General features: G+C 64.8%; 21 protein-coding genes. 11 read left to right on the top strand and 10 right to left on the bottom strand.

The genetic code is table 11. The features are described from left to right. The first annotated feature begins 5 nt into the window (after window positions 1–5). Complete coding sequence (locus F7D01_RS09865) at window positions 6–311, top strand: YciI-like protein (RefSeq protein WP_215227413.1); 306 nt, start codon at window positions 6–8, stop codon at window positions 309–311. Next, window positions 308–757 carry a DUF3429 domain-containing protein gene (locus tag F7D01_RS09870; RefSeq protein ID WP_215227414.1) on the top strand — a complete coding sequence of 150 codons (450 nt, stop codon included), beginning with the start codon at window positions 308–310 and terminating at the stop codon, window positions 755–757. The genes F7D01_RS09865 and F7D01_RS09870 overlap by 4 nt, the downstream gene beginning before the upstream one ends. On the opposite strand, the gene F7D01_RS09875 is transcribed toward F7D01_RS09870, so the two are convergent. Continuing rightward, window positions 754–1371, bottom strand: coding sequence for a hypothetical protein (locus F7D01_RS09875; RefSeq protein WP_215227415.1), 618 nt, complete (start codon window positions 1369–1371; stop codon window positions 754–756). The genes F7D01_RS09870 and F7D01_RS09875 overlap by 4 nt on opposite strands. 72 nt (window positions 1372–1443) lie before the next feature. Here F7D01_RS09875 and F7D01_RS09880 point away from each other — a divergent pair, with 72 nt between their 5' ends. Together F7D01_RS09880 and F7D01_RS09885 are read left to right on the top strand one after the other, a co-directional pair. Continuing rightward, window positions 1444–2037 (top strand): hypothetical protein, encoded by a 594-nt coding sequence (locus F7D01_RS09880; protein ID WP_215227416.1) that lies wholly within the window; start codon window positions 1444–1446, stop codon window positions 2035–2037. A gap of 37 nt (window positions 2038–2074) precedes the next feature. After that, the gene (locus tag F7D01_RS09885; protein WP_215227417.1) at window positions 2075–2509 is read left to right on the top strand and encodes a COG3650 family protein; all 435 of its coding nucleotides are present in this window, start codon (window positions 2075–2077) and stop codon (window positions 2507–2509) included. Here the strand turns inward: F7D01_RS09885 and F7D01_RS09890 are convergent. Both F7D01_RS09890 and F7D01_RS09895 read right to left on the bottom strand, forming a co-directional pair. Beyond that, window positions 2506–2841 (bottom strand): DUF962 domain-containing protein, encoded by a 336-nt coding sequence (locus tag F7D01_RS09890; protein ID WP_215227418.1) that lies wholly within the window; start codon window positions 2839–2841, stop codon window positions 2506–2508. The two genes, F7D01_RS09885 and F7D01_RS09890, sit on opposite strands and share 4 nt — an antisense overlap. Window positions 2842–2865: 24 nt before the next feature. Further along, window positions 2866–4320 (bottom strand): S41 family peptidase, encoded by a 1455-nt coding sequence (locus F7D01_RS09895; protein ID WP_215227419.1) that lies wholly within the window; start codon window positions 4318–4320, stop codon window positions 2866–2868. A 218-nt stretch (window positions 4321–4538) separates the two neighbouring features. Here F7D01_RS09895 and F7D01_RS09900 point away from each other — a divergent pair, with 218 nt between their 5' ends. Continuing rightward, a complete protein-coding gene (locus tag F7D01_RS09900) occupies window positions 4539–5132 on the top strand; it encodes a YbhB/YbcL family Raf kinase inhibitor-like protein (protein ID WP_371819587.1) in 594 nt (197 codons plus the stop codon). A 13-nt stretch (window positions 5133–5145) separates the two neighbouring features. Next, entirely contained in the window at window positions 5146–5397 is a 252-nt protein-coding gene (locus tag F7D01_RS09905) for an SWIB/MDM2 domain-containing protein (RefSeq protein ID WP_215227420.1), read from the top strand. Here F7D01_RS09905 and F7D01_RS09910 read toward each other — a convergent pair. From F7D01_RS09910 to hflK, 4 genes are all read right to left on the bottom strand, one after another. Next, on the bottom strand, window positions 5394–5807 hold the full coding sequence (locus F7D01_RS09910; protein ID WP_215227421.1) for a DoxX family protein: 414 nt from the start codon (window positions 5805–5807) through the stop codon (window positions 5394–5396). The two genes, F7D01_RS09905 and F7D01_RS09910, sit on opposite strands and share 4 nt — an antisense overlap. 104 nt (window positions 5808–5911) lie before the next feature. Beyond that, window positions 5912–7441: a Do family serine endopeptidase gene (locus F7D01_RS09915; RefSeq protein ID WP_215229756.1), complete on the bottom strand. Its 1530-nt coding sequence runs from the start codon at window positions 7439–7441 to the stop codon at window positions 5912–5914. A 125-nt stretch (window positions 7442–7566) separates the two neighbouring features. Beyond that, window positions 7567–8412 (bottom strand): protease modulator HflC, encoded by an 846-nt coding sequence (gene hflC, locus F7D01_RS09920; protein ID WP_215227422.1) that lies wholly within the window; start codon window positions 8410–8412, stop codon window positions 7567–7569. Then, entirely contained in the window at window positions 8412–9572 is a 1161-nt protein-coding gene (gene hflK, locus F7D01_RS09925; protein ID WP_251566714.1) for a protease modulator HflK, read from the bottom strand. The genes hflC and hflK overlap by 1 nt, the downstream gene beginning before the upstream one ends. A 73-nt stretch (window positions 9573–9645) precedes the next feature. Here hflK and F7D01_RS09930 point away from each other — a divergent pair, with 73 nt between their 5' ends. The 4 genes from F7D01_RS09930 to F7D01_RS09945 are packed head-to-tail and all read left to right on the top strand — an operon-like array spanning window position 9646 to window position 15332. After that, complete coding sequence (locus F7D01_RS09930; protein WP_215227423.1) at window positions 9646–10608, top strand: Mrp/NBP35 family ATP-binding protein; 963 nt, start codon at window positions 9646–9648, stop codon at window positions 10606–10608. Next, window positions 10605–12866, top strand: coding sequence for a xanthine dehydrogenase family protein molybdopterin-binding subunit (locus F7D01_RS09935; protein WP_215227424.1), 2262 nt, complete (start codon window positions 10605–10607; stop codon window positions 12864–12866). Before F7D01_RS09930 ends, F7D01_RS09935 begins: the two co-directional genes overlap by 4 nt. Window positions 12867–12878: 12 nt before the next feature. Next, entirely contained in the window at window positions 12879–13901 is a 1023-nt protein-coding gene (gene hemH / locus F7D01_RS09940; protein WP_215227425.1) for a ferrochelatase, read from the top strand. A gap of 42 nt (window positions 13902–13943) precedes the next feature. Further along, window positions 13944–15332 (top strand): cytochrome P450, encoded by a 1389-nt coding sequence (locus tag F7D01_RS09945; protein WP_215227426.1) that lies wholly within the window; start codon window positions 13944–13946, stop codon window positions 15330–15332. On the opposite strand, the gene F7D01_RS09950 is transcribed toward F7D01_RS09945, so the two are convergent. Further along, entirely contained in the window at window positions 15329–15502 is a 174-nt protein-coding gene (locus F7D01_RS09950) for a DUF1674 domain-containing protein (RefSeq protein WP_215227427.1), read from the bottom strand. The two genes, F7D01_RS09945 and F7D01_RS09950, sit on opposite strands and share 4 nt — an antisense overlap. Window positions 15503–15557: 55 nt before the next feature. Here F7D01_RS09950 and F7D01_RS09955 point away from each other — a divergent pair, with 55 nt between their 5' ends. Further along, window positions 15558–16796 (top strand): RsmB/NOP family class I SAM-dependent RNA methyltransferase, encoded by a 1239-nt coding sequence (locus F7D01_RS09955; RefSeq protein ID WP_215227428.1) that lies wholly within the window; start codon window positions 15558–15560, stop codon window positions 16794–16796. Here F7D01_RS09955 and F7D01_RS09960 read toward each other — a convergent pair. Next, window positions 16793–17572 (bottom strand): HesA/MoeB/ThiF family protein, encoded by a 780-nt coding sequence (locus F7D01_RS09960; RefSeq protein ID WP_215227429.1) that lies wholly within the window; start codon window positions 17570–17572, stop codon window positions 16793–16795. The genes F7D01_RS09955 and F7D01_RS09960 overlap by 4 nt on opposite strands. A gap of 95 nt (window positions 17573–17667) precedes the next feature. Next, window positions 17668–19122, bottom strand: coding sequence for a chromosomal replication initiator protein DnaA (dnaA, locus tag F7D01_RS09965; RefSeq protein WP_215227430.1), 1455 nt, complete (start codon window positions 19120–19122; stop codon window positions 17668–17670). Window positions 19123–19538 lie beyond the last annotated feature (416 nt).

Below are 19538 nucleotides of genomic sequence, written 5' to 3' on the forward strand. Positions count from 1 at the left end.
TATCCATGGCCCACTATCTGCTGACTTACGCGCTCTCACCCGACTATCTCGCTCGCCGCGCCGAATTTCGCGACGAACATCTGGCGCTGGCGTGGGAAGCGGCGGAGTGCGGCGAACTGCTACTCGGCGGGGCGACCGACCCGGCGGACCGGGCCTTGCTGCTGTTCACGGGGGACGGGCCCGAGGCCGCCGAACGCTTCGCCTCGCGCGACCCCTATGTGGTGAACGGGCTCGTACAAGACTGGCGGGTCGTTCGATGGAACACGGTGGTGGGCGAAGCGGCCGCAACGCCGGTACGCAGTAGCGCATGAGGAGCATTCCTCCGCTACCGCGCGTGCTCGGTTTCGCCGGACTGTCGCCGCAGTTCGCCTGTCTCGGCGCGTTGTGGTTCGGGCCGGAGGGTTGGCGCTACGCCGCGCTGGCGATCGCATGGGGCTATGCCGCGCTCATCTTCAGCTTCCTCGGCGGATTATGGTGGGGGATCGCCGCCAGTCGCATTCGCGAGGCGGAACGCGTTCCGGGCTGGCTGTGGGTCGCCTCCGTCCTGCCGAGCCTCGTCGCGCTGGCGACCTATCTGCCGTGGGTGTTCGGCGAGGAATGGCCCCGCCCGTCGCTGGTGGTGCTGGCGGTCGGGCTGATCGCCAGCCTGTGGGTCGATCGCCGCATCGCACCCAGCGCGCCGAGCTGGTGGATGGCGCTGCGGGTACCGCTCTCCATCGGGCTGGGTCTGGCGACCTTGCTCGTGGCGGCAGGCTAAGCGAGGGCTTGCGCCACGATGCCGAGCCCGCGTTGCATGGTCGCCAGCTCCATCGCGCCGGCACCGCCGACGGGGCCGTCTTCCATGCCCGCGATCGCCGGAAGGTGGAGGAACAATACATGGGTCGAAAGACCCGCGCGCGCGACACGATCGAGAGCGAGCCAATAGCTCCGGTTGCAGACATAGGCCCCGGCGTCGTCCGACAGGTAGGCGGGGATATCCGCCCGGCGCAATCGGTCGACGAGCACGGGAAAGTCGATCGACCGGTTCGCCTGCACCGACGCTGGATCGCGACACTTAGGAGGTGTGAAGCCGCTCGCATCGGCGTAAACCGGGCTGCAGACGCTGGTCGCACCTGTTTCGAGCTTGAGACCGGTCGCGATCCGCGAATAGCCCGTCAGGATCAACGCGGCGGGCTCATCGGCGAACAGTTTGCCGACCGTGCAGTCGAGGTCGGCGTAGACGGTGTCGAGCAGGTGAAAGATAGGCTGGATGGAATGCTGTTGCGCCCATGCGGTATCGCCCCGCAGGCTGTCGATCAGCGTTGCGCTCGGATTGGTCGGCACGCCGGGGAAGGGGCGAAAGCCGGTGATGGCGACCCGGGACTTGCTCATGCGGGTGAAACGCGTGGGTCTGCCGATCTATCCGAGCGGGAACCCGGCGCTGCCCGATACGCTGTCTTGGCCATGAAACGCGCGATACCTTTCGTTCTTCTCGTTCTGCCATTGGCGGCATGTGCCCCATCGTCGGAAGAGGCAGGCGACACTGCGCCTTCCGAAGCTGTCTCGACCGGGCAGGCACCGGCGGAAAGCCCGGCCGAGCGTTCTGCTACCCCGGTGAACGACGCGAAGGTCCTCTCTCTGGAGGGTCTCGGTGCGCTCAGGATCGGGCAGCTGGTTCCCAAGGACTCGGGCTGGGCCCAGCGCGGTGCGCAGGTCGACCCGGAAGGCGCTTGTGGAACGGTCTCTTCTCCCGACTACCCCGGTGTTTATGCGCTGACCGAGAACGGTATCGTTCGGCGCATTACGATCGGCAAGAGCTCGGATGTGAAACTTGCCGAGGGGATCGGCCCGGGTGCCAGTGAGAAAACAGTGCGACAATGGTTCGGGGGTTTTCGCGAAGAGCCGCATAAATATATCGAGGGCGGCAAATACTTGACCGCCCCCAACGCCAGCCTCGGCGAAAGCGCGCTGCGCTTCGAAATCGGGGGAGACGGAAAGGTCGACCTTATCCATGTCGGCACCATGCCACAGCTTGGTTATGTCGAAGGCTGCGCCTGACCTTTGCCCAGTTGCGCGACCGGAGTAAGGGCAGGCAATGCGTATTTTCCTTTCCGTACTCGCCCTGGTTGCGGTCTCCGCCTGTTCGTCACCGTCGGATGAAGTAACGCCGGATACAGCGCCGCAAGGATTTCGGGGCATCGGCGAAGCCGAAGTGATCACCTTTACCGGTACCGAGCCGTTCTGGGGCGGCACCGTCCGCCGCGATACGCTCGTCTGGCGCACGCCGGAAAACACGATGGACGGGGCAACTGGGCAAAGTATCGATGTCGAACGCTTCTACGGGCAGGGCGGGATCGCTTTTTCAGGGCAGCTCGACGGGCGGCCCTTCGACATGATGGTGACCCCCGGGGCGTGCTCCGACGGGATGAGTGACCGGACTTATCCCTATACCGTGACGGTGAAGGTGGGTGACCGTCAGCTGGAAGGCTGCGCGTCGACCGACCGGCAGCCTGCGACAGATAAGCCTTAGCGGTTCACGCCCGCCCGTTTCAGTTCCGAGCCGAGCCGGCCACTCAGCCAGAGCGCCCACATGCGGAAATCGGCAGCGAGGCTCCATAGCGGATAGGTGAAGGTAGCGGGCCGGTTCTTCTCCACGGTGAAATGCGCCAGCCAGGCGAAGAAATACCCGGCCAGTGGAAGGGCGAGCAACCACCACCAACGCTGGGTCGCCAGCGCGAACAGCGCGATCGCCACTACCAGCGTGGTCCCGATATAATGCAGCGCGCGGGTGCGCGGCCGACTATGCTCCCGCAGGTAGAAAGGCCAGAACTCGGCGAAGGTTGCGTATTCGCGTTGGGCCATGGGTCGGCACTCCCTTGCAATCGATCAGTAGGCACCGGGCACGTCGCGCTCCAGGGTGCCGGGCTGGGCAGGTTGCAGCACGCGCATTGTTGCCTTCGTGCCCGCGGTGGTTCGCGCCGTGCTGCTGCCCGTGATCGGCGTGCAACTGCGCCCCGCGAGGAAGTCCAGAGCGGTCGCAACCGAAGCTTCCGTGGGATCGCCCAGCGGCTTCAGATAATCGTCGGTCGCGCGGCACGTCACCGGGAAGACGCTGGCGAGCCCGCCATAATAGTCCCCCTGGTCGTTCGCATTGGTGGTGCGGAAAGCAATCGCGCGCAGTCGATCATCGCACGCCTCGCGGTCCAGGGCGATCTGGCCGACCGGCTTGCCATAGGTGTTGGAGCCGATCAGCGCGGTGTTGTTTCCGAGATAGGGAATGAAGGCATTGGCCACCAGTTCGCTTGCCGAAGCGGTGCTGCCCGTACCGATGAAGGCGATCTTCATCGCGGGGATGGCATTCGGTTCGGCCGAAAAATTGACGGTTTCGTTGTACTGCGCCAGCGAATTGCGGAAGACGGTATGGCTGAATACCTTCCCGACCTGATCCGCGCCCAAAAGGCTGCCGAAGACTTCGGCCACGGACGTCAGCCCGCCGCCATTATAGCGCAGGTCGACGATCACCTGCGTTATGCCCTGGGCCTTCAACTGACCGAACGCTGCGCGCAGCTGCGGCGCGGCATCGGCGACGATGAAGGTGCGAAGGTTGATATAGCCCACCTTCGTACCGCCATTGTCCAGAATCTTGACGCCATAGCGATCCGAGATCGGGTCGAGCGAAAAGACCGTCTTCGTGACAGAGACATCGCGGGTCATCCCGTCGGGTTGGCGGATGCGGAACTGAACGGTCAATCCGGGGGTCGAAGGCCCAAGCTCTTCGTTGATCGTTCCGTTCGACAGCAGCTGCGCCACCGACTTCCCGTTGATCGATATGATCTCTGTCCCCCGGTCGAGACCTTGCGGATAGGCGGGGCCGTTCTCGAAGGCTTCGAGCACGTAGAGCCGATTGCTCGAACTCAACGCGAAGCGCACGCCGAAGCCAGCGCTCGCGCCCGAATTGATCAGCTCTTCCTCTTCCTGGATCGAAGTGATGTAGGTGAGGCCGGCGCGTTGCAAGGGTCCGCCGGTCGGGAAGACGGACGGCGCAACGAGCGCGTCGATATAATCCTGGACCGTGGCATAGGCACCCGGATTTAGGTTACGTGCGAGCTTGTCGGGGAACAGATAATATTGGTCGAGCTGCTCGAAAACCCAGTTCTGTCTCGCTGTGAGCGAACACGTGCCGCTCGCCGAGCCCCCGCCTGAGGTTCCCCCGCCGGAGCTGCCACCACCGGTATTTCCGCCAGACGTCGGTCCCGAACCGCTGCCACCCGATCCGCCCCCGCCACAAGCGGCCAGAGCGCCTGCCAGCGCAACCAAAAGCGACGTGCGACCCATACCCATCCTGCTCTCCCCAATGGCACACCTGCGCGACGCTCGCCGCGCAAGCCCCCCGAAAACCCTGTTCTATCCGTTTCTTACGCGACAATCGTTGCGGGGCAAGTCGCCTGCGTCGGGAGGTGCGGTGTTCCTGGGCGCGTTTCCGGCGCCATCTGTTGAAAAACCGCGTCCGTTCCCCTCGCCAAACCCGGATCGAAAGCTTAGCACGCGGCAGAGGAAAGGTGACGATATCCATGGCCGACTGGCTCAAACGTTTTTTGCCCGAGAACTGCCCCCCGCGCGCAAGCCTGGCGCTGGCGCGTTTCGCTGCGGAAGCGAAAATGAACCGGGGCGGTTTCGCGATTTCGAGCGCGGCGTTCGAGAATGGCGGGGAACTCGATCCTTCCTTTACAGCGGAGGAGGAAGACGCCGTCGCCCCGCCGATGGAGTGGACAGCGCCCCCGCCGGGTACGCAGGAGCTGGTTCTGGTAGTGGAAGATGCCAGCACCGATCCGCCCGATTGCCATTGGCTCGTGTGGGGTCTGCCCGGGCAACGCGCGAAATTGCTCGAAGGCGAAGCGCCACCCAGGACCGGAAAGAACGCACGCGGGAATTCCGATTGGCTGCTGCCGGCGCTGACGGAGGAGGGGCGGTCGCACTGGTACGTGTTTCAGCTGTTCGCGCTCGATCTGCCGCTGACTCTGATGCCGGGGGCGAGCAAGGACGAATTGTTTGCCGAGATCGACGGGCATGTGATCGCCGCAACCGTTACGACCGCCAGCTTCCGTCCGACGGCGGAAGAGGATTGGGTGGAGGATGATTTCGAAGAGCCATGAGAAAGGAACGATAATGGCTGGAAAGAACAATGCGCTGCAGAAGCCGGTGAATGTTTCGCCGGAGCTGGAGAATGTGATTGGCAAGGGTCCGATGACCCGTGCCGAGGTTACCAGCAAGGTGTGGGATTATATCAAGAAGCATGACCTGCAGGATGCGCAGGACAAGCGGATGATCAATGCCGACGACAAACTGGGCGCGGTGATCGGCAAGGAGCAGATCTCCATGTTCAAGATGACTGCTGCGGTGTCGAAGCACCTTAGCTAGTCCGATGGCTCCCGGCGGCGGAACGGCCAGTCCGTCACGCCGCCGGTCCACAGGGCGAGCCATACCAGCACGGGCTGCGCGAACATGCGCGGTACGTGATAGGCGAGGCCCCACCCATGGTCAGGGCGCGCCATGTCCAGAGCGAAATGATGAATGTTGGCGGGGAAAACGCCCACGGCGTAAAGGGCGAGCCCGATACCCGCTGCGTTTCGTAACCTTCCCGAGATAGGCTGGACCAATCCCGCCGCACCCAGCAGCTCGGCAATCCCGGTGAGCGCAATCACCGTATCTGGATAGGGCACCCAGCCGGGCATGATCTTCATGAAAGCATCAGGCGTAGCGAGGTGAAAAACGCCGGCGACCGCGTAGAACAGCGCCAGCAAAGTCCGAGCCGTTCCCCTGCCTGTCATAGCCAGTATCTCCGTCCCGAAACGGCCAGAAGCACCCAACAGTGCGCTCGAGCGGAGCGTAAGCCGCCGGTTCCTCCCAAGAGGCTCCGGCGGCCAGTGCTAAATCAGCGAACGCGGATGGGAATGTATTGCGCCGGTTGGCCCCGACGCAGAACGCGCAGCAGAACAGCTTCGCGACCCGATTCCTTTGCTTCGGCGATGACCGCTTCGAGCTGATCGACGCTTTCAAGCTTCTTGTAATTCGCCGACAGGACGATGTCGCGCCGCTGGAGACCCTTGCGGGCGGCGTCCGAATTCGGATCCACGACCGTGACTGCGAGGCCGGTGGTGTCCGCTGACACGCCGAGCTGCCGGGCGATCTGCGGGTCGACCGGCACGACGCCAAGGCCCAGTGCCTTGCCCACGATCTCACTCGTCGAACCGTCGGGTGCCATCTGCTGGTTGTCGCTCTCGTCCCCCCCGAACATCTGGCTTTGCCGCAGTTCCTCGTTGGTCGGGCGCTTGCCGACGGTGACGCGAACCGCGCGCTTGCGCCCGTCTCGGATGAGTTCCACCGGCACGGTCTGTCCAGGTTCGATGTTCGCGACGAGGAAGGACAGCGTCTGGTCCGGTGTCACTTCCTTACCGTCGACCTTGGTCACGATATCGCCAGCCTGAATCCCGGCCTTTTCCGCCGCCTCGCCATCGACCACGGACTGCACGAACTCGCCGCGGTTCTTCGGCAGCCCGAGCGAGTCGGCGACCTCGTCGGTAACCGGTTGTATCTGTACTCCGAGATAGCCGCGCTCGATCGTCTCGCCGCTGCGCAATTGCTCCACGATCGGGGCTGCGGTCTCCGCCGGAATGGCGAAACCGATCCCGACGCTGCCCCCCGAAGGCGAGAAGATCGCGTTGTTGATGCCGATGACGTTGCCTTGCATGTCGAACAGCGGCCCGCCCGAATTGCCGCGATTGATGCTCGCATCGGTCTGGATATAGCGATCGTAGGCGCTGCCGGACCCGGTGTTGCGATACACCGCCGAAACGATGCCGGCGGTCACCGTGCCGCCGAGACCGAACGGGTTGCCGATCGCGATCACCCAATCGCCGACACGGGCCTGCGACGAATCGCCGAACTTGACGAAGGGGAAGGGCTTGTCGGAATTGATCTTGAGCACTGCGAGATCGGATTGCTCGTCCGATCCAACCAGCGTTGCAGCGTATTCGGTGCCGTCGGGCGTGGTGACGGTGATCTCTTCGACCGTCGCGCGTCCCTCCGGGCTGATGACGTGGTTGTTGGTGACCACGGTACCATCGGCGGAGATGATGAACCCGGAACCGAGCGACACACCTTCGCGCGTCTGCGGTTGCGACCCGGAGCCGCGCTGGCCGAACAGCCCTTCGAAAGGAGTGCCGGCGAAGGGATTGGTGTTCTGGACCTCAACCCGCTGACGAGTGGAGATGTTCACGACGGCGGGTGCCAGCTGTTCGGTGAGATTGGCGAAACTGTCGGGCGCGCCCGCGCGCGGAACCGCGTGCTGCATCCGGCTGTCGTCGTTCTGGGCCACTTGCGCGCCGGCCGGCTGGCCTGTGACAAGCGAGATGGTGGCGCCACCAACCAGCAGCGCGGTGGTCAGACCGTAGGCATATCGCACAGGTTTCACGTCCCTTCTTTTCCTTTTCAGCTAGCTTCGTCGGGGAACTGCCGCGGGCGAGCGGCGCGACGATTGCGCAGCCCATGAACCGCCGGCGCTGAACCTCGATTTAACGTCGATCCGAATTACCGCTGGCCCCGGAACTGGCGAAGATATTCGTTGTCGGGCGACATGATGATGGAGCTTGTTCCCTCCCCCGTTTCGAAGGTGGTGCGATAGCTCTGCATGGCCCGGTAGAAGTCGTAGAAATCCGGATCCTTGCCGTAGGCGGCGGCGTAGGTCTTGGCCGCTTCGGCTTCTGCCTCTGCGCGAATGATTTGCGCATTCTTGCGCCCTTGCGCGCGGATGGTCTCGGCCTCTTCCTGCCGGTCGGCTTCCATTCTCGTGAAGGCCGACTCGAGCGGCGTGCCTTCGGGCAAGTCGGCGCGCTTGATCCGAACGTCGATGACCTGAGCACCGTACTGGCGCGCCTGTCGGTCGAGCGCCTCGCGGATATTGCGCATCGCTTCGCCTCGGTCGGCGGTAAGCAGCGCCGCGAATGGACGACGGCCGAGCTCTTGCCGCAGGACCGAACTAAGGATCGGCTGCAGCTGCATCTCGACGTTTTCGGTCGTGCCGGCGGTGCGCACCATCCGCACGGGATTCACGATCCGAAACCGCGCGTAGGCATTGACCTGGAGACGCTGCTGGTCGCTCGAAAGGACCTGTTGCCGCTCCATGTCGAGGTCGAGGACACGCTTGTCGATCTCCTGCACCCGTTCGAGAAACGGTATGCGCAGTACCAGCCCCGCGCCCGTGTTGCCGTAAGCGGCATCTTGCCGGAACTGGTTGACCACACGGACGGGTTCACCCGTTCGCACGATTACCGCCTGTTTGGTCTCCGGTACTTCGACGACGCTCATCGCCAGCAGAACCAGCGCCACGCCGACCACGATCAGGACGAGCTTGTATTTCTCCCACAGCGTTTCCATCACTGGCCCTCCTGCGGTGCGGCCAACTGGTTGCGGCGTTTCACTTCGGGCAGCGGAAGATAGGGGGTCACGCCCGGTGCCTCGACGATCGTCTTGTCGGTTCGGCCCAGCACGCTTTCCATCGTTTCGTAATACATCCGGCGCCGCGTCACCTCTGGTGCGAGGCGATATTCCTCATAGATCTTGTCGAACGCGGCGGCATCGCCCTGTGCACGGGCCAGCACCTGTTGCGCATAGGCGCGAGCGCGATTGACGTCGGTCTCGGCGTTCTGCTGCGCTGCCGAAACGTCCTTGAACGCCTCGATCACCTGCTTGGGCGGATCGGCTTTCTCGATTTCGACACCCTGGACGGAAATCCCCGACTTGTACGCATCGAGCGTCGCCTGCATCCGATTGCGCACACGCTGCTCGATATCGCCGCGACCGGCACCGGAAAGCACCGCGTCGAGTTCCTTTTCCGCAACCGAAGCGCGCATAGCGAACTCGGCCACTTCCTTCACCGTCTCGATCGGATCGGCGAGCTGGAATTTGAACTGCTTCAAGTCCGAGATATTCCAGCGAATGACATAGGAAAGATCGACGAGGTTCTGGTCCCCGGTCAGGATCAGGTTCTCTCCGTTGCCACCCACGGGTTCCGAGCGGAACGTGCTGACATCTTCCACATCCACCTGCTGGATCGGCCACGGCCAAGTGAAGTTCAGCCCCGAACTGAGCGTGTTCGAATACTTGCCCCCGGCCCAGGTGACGATGCCCTGTTCCTTCGGCCCGATCTGATGGGGCACGGTGAAGATCAGCCACAATCCGACGAGCACGGCCGCCAACAGAGGCAGCCAGCTTTTTCCGCCGGAGCGTTGGGGCAGGCGGAAATTGGGTCCGCCCCCACCGGGGCCCGTGCGCCGCGGCCCCTCTGGCCCGCGGTTCTTGAAGATGTCCTCTATGCTGGCGGACCGGCGCGGCTTGTCATCGCTCGGCGGCAGCCACGGATTGCGGGGACCTTTGCCCCCGTCGTTCGAAGGCGCGCCCTCCGGCCCGCCGCTTTCCCCCGGGTCCGCATTCCCGTCGTTCGATCCGGAATCCGGCTTCCCCCGGGGCGGGCCCCAGGGGTTCTTACCGGCCATCGCGAGCGCGACCCTGTTCCTCAACCCGTCCAGCATGTCCATCGGATCGTTATAGGGAGGCAATCTCGCGAAAAACAGGGGTTGCGACCGCAATTTTGCTGCTAGGGCATCGCCGATGGACGAGAAGGGTATCAAAGACAGGCTCCCCGCCGGGCTCGCGGCGCGGATCGCATCGCTGCGCATCGATCAAGAACGGCTGACGCTGGTCCTGAACGGGTCTGGCCTTTCCGCTTCCGACCGCGAGGCAATGGAAGCGGCGATCCGGCAAGCGTTGGAAGGTCTAGAAGGTATCGAAAGCGCGGCGGTCGCGATCATGGCGGAACGCACACGGCGCCGCATCGTCGCGATCGGATCGGGCAAGGGCGGGGTTGGGAAGTCCACCCTTACCGCAAATCTCGCGGTGGCGCTCAAGCGTGCCGGGGTAAAGGTCGGCGTCGTCGATGCCGACGTCTACGGTCCGTCGCAACCGCGTCTGCTCGCGAGCGAGAAGAAGAAGCCCCAGGCGAAGGACGAGCGGTTGCAGCCGGTTACCGGCACCTTGAACATTCCGATGCTGTCGATGGGGCACCTCGCCCCACCGGGCAAGGCGCTGGCCTGGCGTGGACCCATGGCAGGCGGTGCGTTGACCCAGCTGGTGGATGCCGACTGGGGCGATACCGAACTGTTGCTGATAGATCTGCCCCCCGGCACCGGCGATGTGCAGCTCACCATGGTGCAGAAGCACAAGCCCGATGGGGCGGTCATCGTCTCCACCCCGCAGGATCTGGCGCTGATCGACGCGGCGCGGGCCGGGCAGTTGTTCGAAACGGCGAAGGTGCCCGTCATCGGGCTGGTCGAAAACATGGCCGGTTACGCCTGCCCCCATTGCGGGGAGATCAGCGATCCTTTCGGTCAGGGCGGAGTGGAGAAGTTCGCCGCAGCGCTCGACCTGCCATTCCTGGGGCGTATCCCGCTCACGCCATCGATCCGGGTGGCGAGCGACGCCGGTACCCCGCCCGCAGCCGGTGATGGCGATGAGGCAGACGCGTTTGCAGCGATAGCGCGCCAGCTGGCCGAATGGCTCGAGGCGCAGGGGTGAAGGTCAGCCGTCGCGGCGTGCTGGCCGGGACCGCGATCGGCGGTGGGCTGGTCGTCGGGTGGCTGTTGCGTCCCCGCAGTTTCGCCGATCCCATGTTGCTGGGCGCCGGCGATGCCGCTTTCGGTGCGTGGCTGACGATAGCGCCCGACGGGGTGGTAACCGTGGCTCTCCCGCAGCTCGAAATGGGGCAGGGCGTAAGCACCATTCTTCCGCAAATCGTGGCGGAGGAACTGGGCGCGGACTGGCGCCAGGTTGCGGTCGAACCGGTACCGCCGAGCGGTGCCTACCCAAATCTCCCGCTGGCGGCCCGATGGGCTTCGCTATGGATGCCGTTCGCCGCAGGTCTTGCGAACGACCCCACCGATCTCCTGACCCGGCGTTTCGCCGAGGGTGCCCGCTTCGATGCAACCGCCGCCGGAACGACCCTAGACGCTTACGAGACGTCGGCTCGCGAGGCCGCGGCGATGGCGCGGACGATGTTGATAGAGGAAGCGGCCGAGCGCTGGGATGTCCAGCCCGATGCGTGCGACACGCGCGCCGGGTTCGTTCTTTGTGGTTCGAAGCGGCTGTCGTTCGCGGATCTCGCTCAGGGCGCGGCGCGGCGCTCGGTTCCGGACATACCGATATTGCGAGCATCACCAGCTGAGCAAACCCCGGTACCGGCAGGTCAGGAGGTTGAAATCCCCTTCCCCCGACTCGATCTGCCGGCAAAGGTCGACGGCGGATGGCGTTTCGCCGGCGATGTTCGCCTGCCTGGCATGGTACATGCCGCGATCCGTCACGGGCCGGTGGGGTCCGCCGCTCTCGAGCATTTCGACATCGACGCACTTCGCGGATCGAAGGGTGTAACCGGTGTGGTGCGCGGGCGCGACTGGATTGCAGCGATGGGGGAGACCTGGTGGGTTGCGGAACGGGCGCTCGCCGCGATGGAGCCCGTCTTCGGCGGCGATGGCCGCTGGGCCGACAGTAGCGCCATGGACGCCGCCCTGGACCAAGCAGTGCGCCACGGTGACGCGCATAACATCGCCACGCGAGGAGGCGGAGCCGAAGGGATCGAGAAGCCCGATCTGATGGTGCGCTACGATGTCGCTCCCGCCGTGCATGCGCCGATAGAAACCGCAAGTGCAACGGCGTGGCTCCACGACGACCGGCTGGAGCTGTGGGTGGCGTGCCAGGTTCCGGAAAGCGCGCGGGCTGCGGCGGCCGAGGCGGCCGGCGTGTCCTTGTCGAACACGGTCATCTATCCGATGCCTGCCGGTGGGAGTTTCGATGCGCGCCTGTCCTTCGGCCATGCGATAGAGGCTGCGGTAATCGCCCGCGAGACCGGACGGCCAGTGCAACTAACCTGGTCCCGCTGGCAGGAGATGCTGGCGAGTTTTCCCCGTGCCCCTGCCGCGGTCGTCGCGAGCGTGCGGCTCGGCCCGGCGGGCTCGCTGGAGGCGCTGCGGACCCGCATCGCGATGCCACCCGTAATGCGGCAACTGGGCGCGCGTCTGTTCGACAACCGGACGGCGCAGGGAGCGATCGCGCGGGTTTCGGGAGAGGCGGACGCGCTCGCCTGTGCGGGGGCGATGCCCGCCTACGACATCCCCAACGTCGCGGTGCAGCATGTCCCGGTCGATCTGCCTTTGCCTGTCTCGCGCATGCGGGGCGGGGGCGATGCAATAACCGCCTTCGTCACCGAAAGCTTCGTCGACGAGGCGGCAGCCCGGGCGAAGCGCGAACCGCTGTCGTTCCGTATCGGGATGCTGGGGCGGGATCCGCGGTTGGCCGAATGCCTGCAACAAGCGGCCCATCTTGCTGAGTGGGGCTCCGAAAGCGGGCAGGGTGTGGCATGCCACCGGATGGGTGATGAGCAGAGCGGCGGCCGTATCGCCTGCATCGCGACCGCTCGCCGGGGTCAGGGCGGGGTGCGCGTCTCCAGCCTGCATGCGGTGATGGACATCGGGCGCATCGTGAACCTCGACATCGCACGCCAGCAGGTCGAAGGCGGATTGATCTTCGGGACCTCACTCGCGCTGGGCAGCAGTACCGAATACGAGACGGGGTTGCCCCGCTCGGCACGCTTGGCCGATCTGTCGCTGCCGCTACTCGCCGATAGCCCGGAGATCACGCTGAAGTTCGTCGCCAGCGATGCGCCGCCGTTCGATCCGGGCGAGATCGGGACTGTCATCGCGGCACCCGCCATCGCCAACGCGCTCTTCGCTGCGACCGGGCTGCGGCTAAGACGCTTGCCCCTGCTCTCCGGCGGGTTGTAGGGCGCGGACGCAATGACCTGGCAGCCGCAATCTCTCCCGAACGACCATCCGCCAGTGCACAGCGGCGGCATCGGCGTGCTGCTGGTCAATCTCGGCACACCCGACGATCCCTCTCCGGCGGCGGTGAAGCGCTATCTCGCCGAATTCCTGTCCGACCGGCGCGTGGTCGAAATCCCCCAGATCGTATGGCAGCCGATCCTGCGCGGGATTATTCTGAACACTCGCCCCAAGAAGAGCGCGCATGCCTATGGACAGGTGTGGAGTCCTGACGGATCGCCGCTGGCGGCGATCACGCGAGCCCAGGCGGAGAAGCTGCAGCGCGCTCTGGGCGATGGTGTCCGGGTCGATTGGGCGATGCGTTACGGCAATCCGTCGATCCCCCAACGGCTGGAGGCGATGCGCGCGGCCGGATGCGAGCGTATCCTGTTCGCCCCACTATACCCCCATTACTCCGGTGCGACGACCGCGACCGCCGTGGACAAGGCGGGCGATGCGCTGCGCGCCATGCGCTGGCAGCCGAGCCTGCGAACCCTGCCGCCCTATCACGATCACCCGGCCTTTCTCGACGCGCTCGAGGCCGATATCGCGCGGCAACTCGACGCGCTCGATTTCGAGCCGGAGGTGCTGCTGCTCAGCTATCACGGCATGCCGGTGCGCACACTCGAACTGGGCGATCCCTATCACTGCCATTGCCGCAAGACCTCGCGGCTGCTGAGCGAGCGGTTGAAGCGGTCGGGCCTGCGGATCGAGACGAGTTTCCAATCCCGCTTCGGCCGTGCGCAATGGCTGGAGCCCGCCACCGATGCCGAATTGATGCGCTTCGCCCGCGAAGGCGTTCGCCGGATTGCGGTCGCCGCGCCGGGCTTCTCCGCCGACTGCCTCGAGACGCTGGAGGAGCTGGCCATTCAGGGTCGCGATCAGTTCCGCGACGCCGGGGGGGAGCAGTTCGCCGCGCTGTCCTGCCTCAATGCAAGTGACGCCGGGATGGATATGATCGAGACACTGATGCGACAGGAATTGTCGGGCTGGATTTAGCGCCGCGGCTTATTTACATCGATGTCAGGAGGAGGACTGTCCATGGCATCCGTCGCGACCGCTCACGCACCTGCACCCTTGCGCTTCGCCCATTGGTCCGACCGGCTACCCGCCGGTGCGCTCGAACATATTCCGGGCGAAGCGGGCTGGCCGGTTGTCGGCCACACCTTCAATCAACTCGCCGACCCACATGCTTTCGCCCGGCGGATGATCGAAACCTACGGCCATATCTACAAGGTGCGCACGATGGGCGCATGGCACGTCGCATTGATCGGTGCCGATGCGAACGAGCTGATGCTGTTCGACCGGGACAAGGTGTTCTCCAGCGAGCAGGGTTGGGGGCCAGTACTCGACAAGCTGTTCCCGCGCGGCCTGATGCTGATGGACTTCGACCATCACCGGGCGGACCGGCGCGCGCTGTCGATCGCGTTCAAGCCGGGGCCGATGCGCCACTTTGCCGATGCGCTAGATCGCGGCATTGGCACCCGCATGGGCGAATGGGGCGCGGGCGAGATGCAGTTCTACCCAGCGATCAAGCAGCTGACGCTGGACCTCGCTGCCGATAGCTTCCTCGGCCTGCCACTGGGCGAGGAAGCGGAAGCGATCAACCATGCCTTCGTCGAGATGGTGCAGGCTTCCGTTGCACCAATCCGTCGCCCGTTGCCCGGCACGCAGATGCGCCGCGGGGTCGAGGGCCGCGCCTTCCTGGTCGACTGGTTCACCCGCGAGACCGAGCGCCGCCGGGCGGGCGATGGGTTAGGGCAGGACATGTTCAGCCAGTTCGCCACTGCTGAGATGGAAGACGGTACGCCGATGCCGGTCGCCGCGGTGGTCGATCACATGAACTTCCTGATGATGGCAGCGCACGACACCATCACGTCCAGCGTGACCTCGCTCATTTGGCTATTGGCGCGCGAGCCGCACTGGCAGGACCGTGTACGCGACGAATTGCGCGGACTGGCTGGCGACTGCGGCAGTCTTTCCTACGACGATATGGGCAAGGCCGAGCTGACCGAGATGGCGTTCAAGGAAGCGCTGCGCTTCATGCCGCCGGTTCCCTCGATCCCGCGTCGTGCGCTCAAGGATTTCGAATTTCTAGGCTACCGCGTTCCCGCCGGAACGCCGGTCGGGATCAACCCGCATTACGTTCATCACATGGCGGCGCACTGGCCCGAGCCGCAGCGCTTCGATCCCGAAAGGTTCTTGCCCGAAGCGGTAAAGACGCGACACAAATATGCCTGGGTACCCTTCGGCGGTGGGGCACATATGTGCTTGGGGCTGCACTTCGCTTACATGCAGATCAAGATCCTGCTGGCGCAGATGCTGACCCGCTATCGGATCGAAATTGCGGAACGTTACGCGCCCGAATGGCAGGCTTGGCCGATCCCGCGCCCCAAGGACGGGCTACGGATCAGCTTGCGCGCGCTCTAACTGAAATCGATCGCGATCCCGTCCTTCACCCAATCGCCGTAGCGGGTGGGGGAAAGGCCACGCGGGTCCTTTTCCGCGGCTTCGATCGGTTTCGGCTCGGGCACCGGCTCGTTCGTCCAGTGGGCAGGCTTGGTGAAGCCTTCGGGCCGCTTGGTGGCGCGTTGGGTCATGTTACGAAAATGCGCGCTCTGGCTTAAGGTTTCAAGCGCGGCTAGCGGAGTGGGCATGGCAGACCAATCCCATCCCGCCGGGCTCGGCGCGCGCCGCGCTGCGCTGAAGCTTCTCGATGCCGTGCTGCGCCGGGGCGAAACGCTCGACCAGGCGGAAGGCGTGGCGGCGCGGGGCCTGGCACCGGAAGACCGCGCCCTCGCCCGCGCGATCGCCAGCGAGGCGTTGCGCTGGCTGGTCGATCTCGACGTGCTAATCGACAGCGCGACCAAGCACCGCCTACCCGACGATGCGAAGCCGCGCACGGTGCTGCGCCTGATGCTGGCACAGGCGTTACGGCTGGAGACGCCACCACATGCGGTGATCGCGACTGGATTGCCGTTGCTCGCGGGTGGGCCGCGCAGATTGGCGCACGGGGTTTTCTCGACGCTCACCAAGCGCGGCGCGGCCCTGCCTCCGGCGCCGACCTTGCCCGATGCCGTCGCGGCGCGCTGGGGAACGCGAGCAGAGGCGATCGCGGTGGGCCTGTCGGAACCGCCCCCGCTCGATCTAGCGCTACGCGATGTTCACGAAACGGACGCGTGGGCAGAGCGACAGGGCGGCATGAGCCTGGCGCCTGGCCATATCCGGTTGTCGCGCGGATCGGGGATAGAGGAATTGCTTGGCTTCGCCGAGGGTGCCTGGTGGGTGCAGGATTTCGCCGCGTCGCTACCTGCACGCCTATTGGGGGAGGGCGCCGGCCGCCGCGTGCTCGATCTCGCTGCTGCACCGGGCGGGAAGACATTGCAATTGGCAGCCGCCGGGTGGGACGTCACCGCGCTCGATATCAGCAAGCGACGGATGGAGCGGCTGACAGAGAACCTCGCCCGCACGGGCCTCTCCGCGCACACAGTCATTGCCGACGCGCTGCAGTGGCAGCCGGAACGCGCTTTCGACACTATCCTGCTGGATGCGCCGTGCACCGCGACCGGCACCTGTCGCCGCCATCCGGACGTTTTGCACCGCATCGGCCCGCGTCAGATCGAAGAGCTTGCGGAACTCCAGACCGCGTTGCTCGACCGTGCAACCGAATGGCTCGCGCCGGGGGGCACGCTGATCTATGCGGTCTGCTCGCTCGAACGGGCGGAAGGTGAGGAGCAGGCGGAGCGTGTGCAACTGACGCCGGAACCGATCCGTGCCGACGAACTGCCGGCGAATCTTGCCGCGACTACCGATGGCTGGCTCCGGACCGATCCCGGCATGCTGCCCGATGTCGGCGGTCTCGACGGATTCTTCATCGCCCGCTGGCGAGCCTAGTCTCCGCAGCCTTTGCAGGTCGGGTCCTTCGGGATAGCGAAGCTGCGCATGCCGGGCGCGAGACCGTCCATTTGAAACACGGTTCCCCAACGCGGATCGCCGAACTGGCTCACGCCGCGCAGCAGCACCTTGATCGCCTGCATCGCGGCGAAGGTGCCGACCCAGCCGACCATTGCGCCCAGCACGCCGTCCTCAGCGCAGGTATCGCAATCCTCGGCATCGAAGGCGTCGCCGACGAAGCAGCGATAGCACGCGTGATCTGGGAGGTGCCCGGCGAATGCGCCGACCTGTCCCTGGAACCGACCGACCGCAGCCGAGAGTAACGGAACGCCGGCCGCGACACAGGCATCGGATACCGCTAGCCGGGTGGCGAAATTGTCGGTGCCGTCGATCACCAACTCGGCTCCATCGATCATCGCTCGCGCGTTGCCGGGTTCGATCTTTGCGTCGCTGATATCGACATCCAGTCCGCGATCGAAATCGGCCAGCCAGCCGCGCGCGATCACCGCCTTGCCATGGCCGATGTCGCGTTCGGTGTAGATCGTCTGGCGCTGGAGATTGCTCGCCTCGACATCGCCGTTATCGATCAACGTCAGCCGCCCGATCCCGGCACCTGCGAGATATTGCAGCGCCGGGCTTCCGATACCACCCAATCCGACGATAGCGATATGCGCCTCGGCCAGCCGTGCCTGCCCCGCGCCGCCGATCTCCGGGAGGACGATATGGCGCGCAAAACGGTAGAGCCGGGCTGGGGACAGCTTGGTGGAGGATGCCATGGCCTGCCTGTTGGCAGGCTGTGCAAAGGCTGTCGACAGCCCTGTGCGCAAGGCTGTCGATCTATCCGGCAACGGCGGTGGATGCGCTGTCTAAATCAGCTTTCGAGCTGGCGTAGCAGGCTGCGCACATCGCCATCCATATCCGCGTCGCGCTGGCGCAGGTCCTCGATCAGGCGCACTGCGTGGATAACGGTCGAATGGTCGCGCCCGCCGAACTTGCGTCCGATCTCGGGATAGCTGCGCGGGGTCAGCACCTTGGCGAGGTACATGGCCACCTGTCGCGGGCGGACCACAGCGCGCGCACGGCGCTTGCTGCTCATTTCCGAGCGGTCGATCCGATAGAACTGGCATACCGTGCGCTGGATCTCGTCGATCGTGATCCGGCGGCGATTGGCCGACAGGATATCGGTCAGCTGCTCCTCGGCAAGCTGCAAGGAAACGACCTGCCCGGTGAGCTGGGCATAGGCGATCAGCTTGTTGAGCCCACCGACCAGTTCGCGAACATTGCGGCTGACGGTCCGGGCGAGGAAATCGATCACGTCCTCGGGCACGTCGAGCGGTGCGAACTTCGACAGCTTCGATTCGAGGATCTTACGGCGAAGCTCCAGATCGGCTGCCTGAATGTCGGCGACGAGGCCCATCGACAGGCGCGAAAGAAGGCGTGGTTCGACTCCGTCGAGCGCCTGCGGTGCGCGGTCGGCGGCGAAGACCAGCCGCTTGCCCTCGGCCAGCAGCGCGTCGATCGTGTAAAGCAGTTCCTCTTGCGCGCTCGCCTTGCCGATGATGAACTGGATGTCGTCCACCAGCAGCAGGTCGAAACTGCGCAGGCGTGCCTTGAACTCGATCATCCGATTCTGCTTCAGCGCCTGGACGAATTCCACCATGAAGCGTTCGGCGCTGCAGTAGAAGATACGCGCGCGCGGGTGGTTGGTGAGATACTGGTGCCCGATAGCGTGCAACAGGTGCGTCTTACCCTGACCGGTCGCGCCCTTGAGATAAAGCGGGCTGAACTGGGGCTGCTCGTTGGCGGACATCCGCTGGGCGGCGTTGCACGCCAGGATGTTGGCTTCACCGGTAATGAACGCCGCGAAGGTGAGTGCGGCATCCAGCCCGACGGGCGCGGTGAAGCCGCTATCGGCCATCCCGCCGACGCCATGGACCGTGTTACCGAAATCACCACCGTCATTCGCGGGGCGGCGGCCGTCGCCCATCGCCAACTCGGCAAACTTGCGGCGGCCGGGATGAACCTGAATGCGTACGGTGCGGACTTCGCTACGGGCGATCTTCCAGGCGAGGCTGAGGCGATCGGCGAAGCGGTCCTGCACCCAGTTGGCGGAAAATTCGGTCGGCAAGTAAAGATCGAGCGTTCCGGTGTCCTTGCAGAAGCCGCCGAGCTGGATCGGCTTGATCCACTGGCTGTGAAGCTGGTGGCCCAGATCCTTGCGCAAGCCCTGGCTGATATCAGCCCAGTCCGCCGCCAGGTTCACCGCTTCGATATCTTCCATTCCCTCGCCCTTCACATCCCGCGCGGTGGTATCACGAACACTCATTCTCAACCTCCCACGTCCTCCCCGACCCGGAAAGCAGACACTTCCGACCGGTTCCACCACGCTGACAAAGCTATCCCGTCGCCCGGATCGAGAAAGACCCGAGCGCCCCCTTCGTCACTCACGATATTTAAGTCCGGTACGACGCTGACCGGGTGAGATGGGAGTTAGACCGCTCTCCACCGATTCGCTCAAGGGGCGCGGACGTAATTTATTTGAAATAATGAAGTTGACAGCGCGCAAGCCCGCAGGGCTGCGTCCAACCCAATGTTATAGCTTGGTTTTCGACCGAAATGCCGTGCGAATCGCAGGATTCCGGCGCTTCATATCCATCCGCTCGCGCCAGGCTCCGGTAGCGCCATATGACAAACGCGCCGGACCGAGGCCCGACGCGTTCGAGAGTGCTAAATCACAGCTAA

The organism is Erythrobacter sp. 3-20A1M (genome assembly GCF_018636735.1).
Lineage (GTDB): Bacteria > Pseudomonadota > Alphaproteobacteria > Sphingomonadales > Sphingomonadaceae > Alteriqipengyuania.